Annotated in this window: 6 protein-coding genes; 2 read left to right on the top strand and 4 right to left on the bottom strand. The window is 67.5% G+C overall.

Annotated features, from left to right (window positions below):
* Positions 1–93: 93 nt before the first annotated feature.
* Complete coding sequence (locus tag ABT093_RS39695) at positions 94–2,415, bottom strand: hypothetical protein (RefSeq protein ID WP_350572373.1); 2,322 nt, start codon at positions 2,413–2,415, stop codon at positions 94–96.
* A gap of 991 nt (positions 2,416–3,406) precedes the next feature.
* Between ABT093_RS39695 and ABT093_RS39700 the strand changes: the two genes are divergently transcribed.
* Positions 3,407–4,621 carry a Fic family protein gene (locus ABT093_RS39700; RefSeq protein ID WP_350572374.1) on the top strand — a complete coding sequence of 405 codons (1,215 nt, stop codon included), beginning with the start codon at positions 3,407–3,409 and terminating at the stop codon, positions 4,619–4,621.
* Between the two features lie 876 nt (positions 4,622–5,497).
* On the opposite strand, the gene ABT093_RS39705 is transcribed toward ABT093_RS39700, so the two are convergent.
* From ABT093_RS39705 to ABT093_RS39715, 3 genes are all read right to left on the bottom strand, one after another.
* A complete protein-coding gene (locus ABT093_RS39705) occupies positions 5,498–6,094 on the bottom strand; it encodes a hypothetical protein (protein ID WP_350572375.1) in 597 nt (198 codons plus the stop codon).
* Positions 6,094–7,065, bottom strand: coding sequence for a ParA family protein (locus ABT093_RS39710; RefSeq protein WP_350572376.1), 972 nt, complete (start codon positions 7,063–7,065; stop codon positions 6,094–6,096). The genes ABT093_RS39705 and ABT093_RS39710 overlap by 1 nt, the downstream gene beginning before the upstream one ends.
* 2,147 nt (positions 7,066–9,212) lie before the next feature.
* Positions 9,213–9,944, bottom strand: coding sequence for a prepilin peptidase (locus tag ABT093_RS39715; protein ID WP_350572377.1), 732 nt, complete (start codon positions 9,942–9,944; stop codon positions 9,213–9,215).
* A gap of 310 nt (positions 9,945–10,254) precedes the next feature.
* On the opposite strand from ABT093_RS39715, the gene ABT093_RS39720 reads away from it, so the two are divergent.
* Positions 10,255–10,955, top strand: a 701-nt coding sequence (locus tag ABT093_RS39720; RefSeq protein WP_350572378.1) for a DUF2637 domain-containing protein, incomplete at its 3' end; no start/stop codon positions are given.

Raw genomic sequence — 10,955 nt, forward strand, 5'->3', positions numbered from 1 at the left:
GGCAGTTGCCGGCCGGCCGCTTCGACCCGGGTAGCAGCGGATGGACCCACCACCCTCTGCCCGCGCACAGCAAGGCCAGCTCAAGTCCGCTGCTCACGCCGCGCTCACCGCCTCCCGAGCCTGGGCGAACCGCACCGGTACCGGGAGGATCTCGCCCTCCAGCGGCCGGGCGGCGTACTCGGCCATCCGCTTCCGCCAGCCACCGACCGGGGGCTGGACCGGGTCCTGGACCTCGGCGCGGACCTGGTCGAGCCGCTGCGCCAGTAGGGCCTGTGCGTAGCGGCGGGCCGCCTCGTCGGCCGCGGCCAGGACCTCCGGCTCACTGCGGCGCCGGGCCCGCTCGATCCCGGCCACCCGCTCGGCCTCCGCCTGCGCCTGCGGGCCGCGAAGCAGGGCCTCCAGCGCCAGAGCGCGCTCCCGGGTCACCAGCTGCTCGGCGAGCGCACGCAGCTGCCAGACCACGGCCGCCTCCGGCAGCCCCTGAGCGCGCCACCGCTCCCCTGCCTGCTCGGCCTCGGTCTCCAGCCGCGCCCGGTACACGCCCAGCGGCCCCGCTGCCGCAGGGTCCGGCAGGCCGGCTGCCACGGCAGCGAACTCCGCCGCCGACTCCAGGGCCCGTCGCGTCGTCCGGGCCTCCGAGCAGATCAGACACAGCCCGGCGGCCTCCGGCACCCCGCACTCCACGCACGGCCGGGCCGCGAACTCGGCCTGAGCAGCGTCCTGTTCTTCGCGCTGGCGGGCCCACGCCTCCTCGCGCCGGGCACGTTCGACCTTCGCGTGCTCACGGCGGATGGACTCCTCGGCCGCCAGCCGGGCAACCTCCCGGCTCAGCCGGCGCTCCACCTCCGCCCGGAACGCCTCCGGCTCCAGCGCGGGCAGCACGCCGGCCACGGCCTGGGCGACCCGGTGCCGCAGCGCTCGCCGGTCCTCGATGAGCAGCTCGCAGGACGGACAGACCTGGCCGGTGTCCATCCGCACCCGGTCGTCGCAGGCCGGGGCGTAGCACTCCGCCCGCTGCGGCAGACCGCGGCCCAGCAGCCAGCCGATCGGATCCCGTACCGGCTGCCCGAACTGCGCGGCCAGACGCCGCTCGAGCCGCTCTGCCAGCACCACCGGGGCCTGCTCCGCACCCACGATGCCGGCCAGACGCACCATCTCGGCCCGTGCTGCGGCACGGACGCGACGCCGGCCACCGGCATGCCCGATCCGCGCCCACTCCCACCGCACCGGCAACAGGGCCTGCTCCAGCCCCCGGGGCAGAGACCACCGCAGCGGGCCCCGCCCACCATCGGCACGCGCCCTCTCTTTCTGCTGCTCGACGACGAGGTCTTGTTGCTGTTCCCCGCGAAGCGGGCCACCGCAACCACCGACCCGCCTCTCACCCACGACCGGGCCGGGCTCGGGCTGGTCCTCGCGCCCGCACGCACGCTCCGGCAACGGCGGGAACCCCGACGCGGCTTCGCCGGAAAAGCAAAACTCAGCAGCACCAGAACCACCTAGAGCAACCACCTGAGGCGCGTGGTGGGCGTGGAGCAGTGCACCAGCCTCCCCGCCGACGTCCGGCACTGCAGCACCGTATTCGCCCAGGTCAGAGGCACTATGCTCCCCTGCCTTCGGTGCTGCGGGGACCTCCTGACCCCTGAGTGCACCTTCCGCATCGACGAGATCACCGTCCACGACGTCGAAGAAGCCGGGCTGGGTCCAGCCCTCCCCCGGCTCCCCCAGATCCTCGTCCTCCAGCGAACCCGCGCACTGCGTACACACCGCCCCCCGGTCCCCCGGAGCGCCTTCAGGGTCGACGTCCTCGTCGGCGCCCTGCGAAATCTGCTCGGGGACGACCTCCAGGTCCGCACGTGAACGGCCGTGCGCCGCCGCGACCGCCGGCACCACGATCTTCAACCGCGCGCCGGGGACCCCGCGGCCTGGCACCTCCAGCAGCCCCTGCCGAACCAGCCCGTCCACTACCCGGGCCGCCTCCTCCAACGGGCAGCCGACCAGCCGAGCGACCGTCGCATCCGCCCGATCGAAACCCGCCGTCACCGCCCCGCCCACCAGGCGGACCCGGCCATCCGGCCGCGCCGCCAGCACGAGCCGGAGTAGCGCAAGCCGCTCGGCTGCCGCCCCGCGCCCCCTCCGCTCACCGAGCAGGCCAGGCGGAGTTTCAGCCTTGCCCACCGGAGCCCATCCAGGGCCGAACAGCCGCTCGCACAGAGCCAGGAGAACCGCCAACTCGCGCTTCTCCAGGACCAACGGAGCTGAGCGTCGCGTCTGGGCGGCGGTCAGCGGCAACAGCTCCCAGCGCAAGCCAGTCACACGGCGGACGCCCTCGACCGCCGCCGTCATCACTTCGGTCGACACCGCACCCGAATCCCGGATGGCCGGCAGTACCCGATGGTCGACGTAGGACTCGGACACCCCCAACCACCGGGCCAACTCCCCCGCGGTCAACTCCAGCCGCGACTCCCCTGCTGGCGACTTCGCCAGCAGGACAACTGCTGAAAGGGCCTCAACCGAGGGGCGTTGGCGAATAGCCCGATCCGCCAGCAGGGCTTCGAGCGCGCCTGTGATCCGCTCCCGGGTACGTCGGAGCAGCTGCAGCGGCTCATCCAGATTGGCGGGGTCGGCACTCGCGGAGCCATGACGTGGGGGCCGAACGCTTCGGCGCGCACCGCTCGATTTGCTTCGTTCTGTTCGATTTTGGGCATAGTCCATGCGCGGCTCGGGCGAGCCTTTTTTTGGCAATACGAGACTAGCCCTATGGCTGGCGGCTATGATCTGCTCCAGAACTGCATAGGGATGTGGGCACAACGCAACCGACCGCTTGACCGTTTTTCCGAAGATGCCTGGTCAGCGGGGGTGAGAGCGTCGGCCGCGCGAAAGCGGCTTCAGGTCAGGTCAGTAGCGGTTGGACCCCTCCCGTGTCGTAGCCAGCGGTTGGCCCCGCAGGACACGACGAACGGCCGACTTGGTCGGCTTGATGAAGTGAACATATGAAGAGCTCGGGTGGCGCCCGAGCGATGGGCGGCTTGGCTGAGCCGCCCGGGAGGCGACCTGAGGGTCGCCTTTTTCGTTCCTCCGACCACTCGCTACCGACTCGGTGACCATGGCTGTGGGCGAGGCGTTAGCGCTACTGCGGCATGGCTGTGCCTGGCGGGCCGGAGAGAACTGCGAGGTCGGTGAGGCTGCTGCGGAGACCATGGAGGCCCCGGCCGTGGCTGCTTTAGCCCCGGCACCCTTAAGCAACACACCAAACATCACGGGGAACACACTATCCTTAAACGGATCTCGCTGAGGCTGAACCTTTGGAGCGTGTCTGGTGGCAGGGTATTCGGAGCAGCACTGGCAATCGGGGCCTGGCGTGACGGCCGGCCTGGAGGATCAGGCTGCCCGATCGTTCAGCGCGTACATGCCAGACATGCTTCAAGGCCGATCCATCGCGCTGTCCGCAGAACTGGGCGCCGAGGTTGCCGCAGTCGACAAGCTGGTCCGAGCGTTCAACGACGCTGCTCCCACGAGTCCGCACCTGGAGTCGCTGGCACGCTTCCTGCTTCGCTCGGAGGCCGTCGCCTCCTCTCGAATTGAGGGCGTCGTCGCATCAGCCCGAGCGGTCGCGCACCTTGAGATGATGCTCGCCATCCAAGCCACCGACGACCCGCGCGCTCACAAGGGGATCAGTGATGGTGCCCGCGAGGTGGTGAACAACGTCCTTGCTCTCCGAAAGGCCGTGTCGCTTCTCACCGAGACCCCGAGCGTCTCGGTTCAGGACATCAATGACCTCCAGGCCGCGCTGATGGTGGACACCGAGCAGGGTGAGCTCTCTGGTGAACTCCGGCGAGTGCAGAACTGGGTCGGCGGCAACGCCTACAGTCCCCACGGGGCCGAGTACGTGCCGCCTGTTCCAGGAGCAGTGGAAGAGCTCATGGCCGATCTGGCGGCCTTCGTCTCTGAGGATCACCCCCTGCCCCTGGTCCAAGCAGCCCTCGTCCACGCACAGTTCGAGACAATCCACCCGTACACCGACGGCAACGGCCGAACCGGTCGGGCGCTGATCCACACAGTGCTTGCTAGGCAGGGGTTGGCCGTCGGCCACGTCCTGCCGATCTCGATGTCCCTCCTCGCCCACGCTCGGGAGTACATCGGCGGACTGAACGCCTACCGCTACGTGGGCGAGCCAGACAGCCCGGCAGCGGCCGCCGGCAGAGAGGCGTGGATTCGCGTCTTCCTCGCGGCCACTCGTGACGCCGTCGCCGAGGCCCGGCGATTCACCGACGAGCTGGTCCAGATTCGGAAGACCTGGGACGCAAAGCTCGCTGCTCACAGGGCGAGCCTGGGCAGGCGGGGGCAGCCTCGGAAGGGGGCGGCAGTTGTCCGGCTGATGGAGCAACTTCCTGGAGTCCCGATCGTTACAGCAAGGGCAGCACAGTCACTCCTCGGAATCTCCTTCGTCTCGGCCTCGAGTGCCTTGGAAGAGCTGGCTGGTGCAGGGATTGTTCAGGTGAAGGAGGTCGAACGAGGTGCACGGGCCTACCTGGGTACCGATGTGCTTGACCTGATCAATGGCGCGGAGCGCCGGCTGACCTACACGAAGTGGGAGCTGCCTGAGCTGGACGCTCACATCTGATCCGGCGGTTGATCTTGACCCCGCCGGCCCCCTGTGGCCCTTTCCTTTAACCGCGACGACCGCGCGTTAAAGGAAAGGGTCACAGTGCGTAATGGGCAACACGCAGTGTGGCTCCGTCTCGTTCCACCGCGTCGCCGGTCCACCTCAGCTCTCGCCCGAGCCACCTCGCGTCCCGTACCCCGTCTGTGACAGCCGGCCAAGGTCGGTGGCACACAATGCGGGTGCTCCTCCTCCACCCAGTTCCTCGTCGGCGACATCAGGCATCCGGCCGGGCTGCCCGCGCCCCGGAAAGCCCCACCGAAGGGTTCGACCGCACGCACGCCGGGCAGCACTCACCCTGCTGGCCGACTGATGCTGGTCGCGCCGTGACCGGGTGGGGCATGTGCGAACTACTCGTCGATCCGCAGGTTTCTGGCCTCTCGGGCTGTTGGAGAGGACCCGCCGCGCCGAGTCCAGCGCGGTGCGGGGCTGCGCGTCACCCGCGTGCGAGGCACAGCCCTTCCGCGCTCAGAACGACCTCGGCCGCCGCAGAGCAGGTTGGAGTGCCTTCGGAACGCCCTGGGGGGCAGCGCCCTCGCCCCGGCGACAGACGGCGCTGCAGGCCCCCCGCCAGCCTCCTCAAGAGTCGTCCAGCGCCCGCCCAGCGCCTGTGCTGGGCCAGCTGGCAGCCGAGATGCCGCTCGTGGGAGGGCCACCATGTGGCCGTGGACGGGGCCGGGACAGAGGGCCCTCCGTCATGGTCGTGCGCCGATGCTCCTGCACCTTCTCAGGCGGACGCGGCCTGCGACTGATTGTGCTCGGAAAGGCACGGGGGAGACCTCCGACCAGAGGGTCTCCCCCGTGTCCGTAGTCTCCCCCGCGCCTTCAGGCCCGATATCAGGCGGGCTTATCCGCGGTGCCGGGCAGGTGCCAGTTCAGGCTGATGGCGATCAGCTTCGAGCGGTCAGGAACTCCGGCGACCTTCACGAGGCGCCGCAGCTCGTTGCGCTCGTCGGGCGTCATGCGCGTGTACACCGAGTTGCTTCCCACTCCCGCGTAGCGGATCTGGCTCGCCCGGACTCCGAAGCGTCGGGGCTTGGCCGGGGGCACGGCGGCCTCGACCACCTTCTTCCAGCCTGCCGCCTCAGCGGCCTCAACGGCCTCCCAGACGATCTCGAGGTTGGTGAGACCGGTCTTGTTGCGGTAGGCCTTCAGGCGACGGTCCACGGTGGGGCTGACGTTGATGGTGACCGGCTTGTCGCCGGCTGCCTCGTCTTCGGGCTCCTCGTCGATCGACTCAGGAACGCGAGGACGCGACGCCACGCGGACCGCAGCACCGCCTCCCGCCAGGTCCTCGTCGGACATCTCCTGTCGCTGCTGGGGACGATGCTCGGCGGACCGCGCAGCGCTGCGCCGGCCGGACAGCGCTGCAACGTTCGGCACGTCGTAGGTGTCGCCGTCACCGTTTGCTTCAGCGTTGGCATTCTCAGACATCAGGCGTCAGCTTCCTCTTCAATCGGACGCTCCATGATCGCGCGTACCTCCTGGGTCCGCTGGAGGATCTGTCGACAGAGCGTCTCGTAGTCGTCGTACACGGACTGGATGGTGTCGGGCAGCTTCGCTCCGCCGGCGTATTGGTCGAAGAGCTCGACCAGGGGGTGCTCGTCGTCCCGGGACAGGCTCGCCACCAGCTCGCTGTGCCCAATGACTCGCTCGAAGCCGTAGTAGCCGCCCTTGAGGATCGTCCGAAGGTAGTCCGAAGCCTTCTTGTGGATCTGGCTCGAGTTCCGGCCGGTGGCGAACAAGATGATGCCCAGCATCGTGAGCAGCGGGTTGACTCGCCGGGCTTCGTCGAAGTGCTTCTTGATGGTCAAGGTGCCGTCGAGAGAGCCTCGGTCGGTCTTCGTCGACATGACCACCCAACGGCTACACGCCAGACCCTGACGCTGCATCACCGGGTTCTCCGGCGGAAGGTCGATCAGGATGAAGTCGTAGTCACCGGCGATCGGCATGAGGCACTGCAGGAGCCTCAGGTCTGCGTTCTTGGTGAAGGCGGACCGCAGCCTCGGGTAGACGTCGGTGACGAACTCCTCGATCTTCGGGCCGCCGACAATGAGGTCAAGGCCAGGTCGCACGGGAACCGGCTTGAGCGGCGTCCCCTTGCGCAGGGCTTCGACGAGAGCCTCGCCCTCGTCGAGGTACTTCTTGTCGACGCCGAACTCGTGGATCGCCAGGTTCCCCTGGCCATTGATGTCGAGAGCCAGTATGCGGGGATCCTGCCCCATCTTCTTCAGGTACCGCATCAGCATGAGTGCGAAGTTCGCAGTCACGCTGGTCTTGCCGCTGCCGCCCTTGTCGTTTGCGAAGACGTAGACATGCCAGAGGTCCTCCCAGGGGATGTCCAGAGGCTCATCCTTGTCATACTCAGCTAGAGCGAAGCTGTAGGGGAGTACTTCCGTCGGCATTAGACTCCTCGCAGGTCAGGACACGGATCGAGCATGGGAAGGCGGGCAGCGTGCAGGGCGTGAAGCAGAGCAGTGCGGCTGTCGCTGAACATGTTGCCACAACGATCTTCGCCATCGTAGGCAGCCGCGCAGATACCTCTCCGGGCGTCTCCGCTGCAGTGCCCCAGTTGCCGACTACTGGTCCGATGGCAAGCACCCCTCGCGTAGCAATCACTGGGAACCCTCGATGCTCAGACGTTGGTGCGCCTAGGGGCGGTCTGGATGGCGCTTCGAGAGGCGCCCCGATCAGCTCGCTTTTGGCTCTGGCGAAGGTCTCTCACCTGCGCAAACGAGCAGTCGGAACTACTTGCAGAGCTACTTGCACGGGTACTTGCAAGACTCTGGTGTGGTGTGGTGGTGTGCGACGCTGCGACGCTGGTTGCATGCATGTAGGGACACGGAAGTGCATCACCCTGCGGACGCTGTCCGTGTGGCCAGAAGACGAGCAATCGTGGTGTCTGCAAGGCGGTATCGGTTGGATGCCTGAAGCGCGACGTCCTAGAAGGGCTCATTGCCGCCCCTTTGGAGTGCACCCAGCTTCACTGCTGGGCAGACTTGGTGACGTGCGACTGCGATGGCCTGGCTTGTGGTCAGTTAGCCTTCAAGCGCGCAGCTCTGGAGTCTGTCCCATTGTTGGCCGCCTAGTCGGCAAGTTGGGAGGCCAGGTCGCTTGCCACCGGCGTAGCCTTGGTTGGAGCCGGGCGCAAAGCCACTCAGGCAGCCAGCGTGCAAACCTGCCGAATCGCTTCGATGCTGGCCCTACTGCGTGCCCCTCTGTCTCCTTTTCGTCTTGGCTCCAGGCTGGCGTTATGAGTGCATCTCCATCGCGGCAAGCGGCTTGCAGTGAAGTAGACGTTGAGGGCGGTCAGATGACTGCCCTTCAGGTCGGGCGAGAAGCAGCCAAGATGCCCGGCGAGTTGGGTGGCTACGCGTCGATTGAGCTGAGAAGCCAGCCGGTTGGTTCGACGCACTGCAAGTTGCATTTCGAGATGGCTGGCGAGGTGGTCGGAATATCGTGTAGCTCGAAAGAAGGCTTTCCGGCGAGACGACGGATTGTCCGGAGGGGCGGCCTGTCGACTGATCTAAGGGCCGGTCGCCAATCCAACCTCTCGGGTGGTCTTGCGGACTTCCTCTCGGTTGACCTTTCGGGCGGGCTCACGCTTAACCTCTCAACTAGCCCAGATGAGGGGCTTCGAGATGGTCGCCTAGGTGACCTTTCCGTCGGCTCCCAGGGCGGCCATCGAACTAGCTGTATGAAACGCCTCACCTCCTGCCAACGGAGATGCAACACGACAGGGTGGGTGTGGTGTAAGTCGGCGGGCGCTGTGGCAGGCCCGTCGGTCCGTTCGTTGTGTGCCTCGAAGGAAAGCTTTCGAGCCGGTCTTCGGGACGTCCGCAGGAGCAGCCTGGCGGCGGACCCAAGGGTTCGTCCTACGGCAGGACTTGCGGGTGGCCGCCGGCGCGTCCTATTGAGGTGCCCTGCTCGCCGCCAATAGACATGCACCGAGCGATTCCTTTTGTTCGGCACTCGTTTGTGCCAGGAGGCGCAGCATGGGAATGGCCTATCGATGTGCCACATGGCGCTCCAGTCAAAAGGACAGCGCGGTGGCGCATTAGCGCACTTCCATGCGGATTCGCTAGCCAGTCAATGGGGGAGCCGAGTTGCCGCACAGCTGGGGAAACGGCTTGCTAAGAATCTGGCGTGATGTATGGCACACCATGTTGCAACGGCCCGCCTGAAGGCGAGCGCACGGGTCTGATTTGCACCTTTTGGGGGCATCTATCGGAGGCGGAAAAGGGCCTCTGACCTGCACGTATTCGCTGTGGCGGCCTATCTCGACCCGGCGGCTCTAACTTGTCCAGGCGATCCCTGATCGGCCGCCAGAGGGGCCATTCTGTCCCTTTGGGGGTCTGTGTAGCGCTCGCAATGGTTCTTCGTGCGGCTCCGGAGCCGGATCTCGTGTGGCGCTAGTCGGTCTCTATCGGTGGTCGGTCGGAGAGTCGCGGAATCAGGTGCGGCGCCGGCCCGTCGCCTGGCACGTAATGAGTACGGCTCCCCCGCGCTTGCGCGGGGGAGCCGATTGCGGAGTAGTAGCCTGCGCTCAAGGTCAGGTGCTCAGCGTGAAGGCAGCAAGCGCTCCGATGATCATGTACGGGCCGAAGGCGACGCTGCTCTTCATGGATGCCCGCCTGGTCAGGATCAGTGCGAGGCCGGCGACTGCGCCCAGGGCGAACCCGGCGAAGACGCCCCAGAGCACGGCAGTCCAGCTGGTCCAGCCGAGGAGCGCGCCTACGGCAGGGGCGAGTTTGACGTCGCCCATGCCCATGCCGGCGGCGATGACGAGGACGAGGTAGACGGCGGTGACCACCGCCGCCGCGGCGACGGCGCGCCAGAAGCTGCCGGGCTCTCCGGCCAGTGCGGCTCCGCCGAGCAGCAGGAGGGTGCCGGCGGACGCGGGCAGGGTGAGGACGTCGGGGAGACGATGGACCTTCAGGTCGATGACCGTCAGAGCGGCTCCGCAAGCGAGGAGCCAGTACTGTGCGGCGCCAGCCCAGCCGCTCGCTCCGGCCGCGGCGAGGGCCGCGAAGGACACCCCGGTGAGCAGTTCGGGCAGCCCGGCGGCCGGACCGGCCTTCGAGCCGCAGGAGGAACAGCGCCCCGTAGCCGCCTGAAGTCGGCCGCGAAGCCCGGGGGAGGGGTAGCCGGCCGCGCACGAGGGGCACGCCGTCCGGTTCGGCTCGCCGCGGGGTACCGCGCGGGCGAAGATCAGCGGCCGGGCCGCTGAGCCTGCTGCGAGGCCGGCGAGGAGTGCGACGACGACGGTGACCATGGGCGGCATCGAGGCTCTCCAGGCGATCGGGGGTGGTGAATCAAGCCAGCCAGTAGGCAGGTCTACTGAAGCGTAACGAAGGCGTCGAGCGGGCCTGTAGGCAGGCATGATCGTGATCTTCAGTACAAATCGGCAGGTGAAACGGGGTAACGTGAGGAAAAAGGGGGTGGTTCGTAGACCTCATCCCTCGTACCGTTCAAAGCCACCGGGGTGGCCTGAATGAGAGGGAGGTCGATCCGTGTCACACCCGAGGCGTTGATCGCACCTCTATGTGCGATGCGCGCCTGCGCACGGACTCGACGAGAGGGAAGTACGACCGATGACCGCTGGGTCGAGCAGCACCGTCCTTGAGCCGTCCGTACCCCTGGCCCCCACCCCGGGGCGCGCCCGGGTGAAGTGGACGAGGGGCCGCAAGGCGCTGTTCGGCGCCATCGGGGCAGGGTCGATCGCGATCGCGACGGCAGGCTTTGTCGGCTCCTACACGGCGGTGCGAGCCCTGGCCGAGGAGAAAGGTTTCGGCTCGTTCGCCCCGGCGTTTCCTCTCGCCGTCGACTTGGGGATCGCGGTCCTGCTCGCCCTGGACCTGGCGCTCACCTCAATCAACCTCAAGTACCCCCTGCTGCGGTACATAGCCTGGCTGCTCACCGCTGCGACCATCACCTTCAACGCAGCGTCCTCCTGGCCCGATGTCCTCGGCTCCGCGATGCACGCGACGATCCCGGTCCTGTTCATCGCCGTCACCGAAGCGATGCGCAACGCGATCGCGAAGGCGACGTCCATCGAGCTCGACCAGCACATGGACTCCATACGGCCGTCCCGCTGGTTCCTGCAGCCGGTGGCGACCTTCTCCATCTGGCGGGACATGAAGCTCTGGGAGATCCGGTCGTACGCCCTCGCCCTGGAGCGCTACCAGGAGAAGATGCTGCTGCGGCAGGACTTGAAGGCCAAGTACGGCCGGCGCTGGCGGCGGAAGGCGGCCTCCGCCGAGCTGCGGCCGCTGCGCCAGGCCCGACTCGGCAT

The organism is Kitasatospora sp. NPDC002551, assembly GCF_040296005.1.
In the GTDB taxonomy this organism is placed as follows: domain Bacteria; phylum Actinomycetota; class Actinomycetes; order Streptomycetales; family Streptomycetaceae; genus Kitasatospora.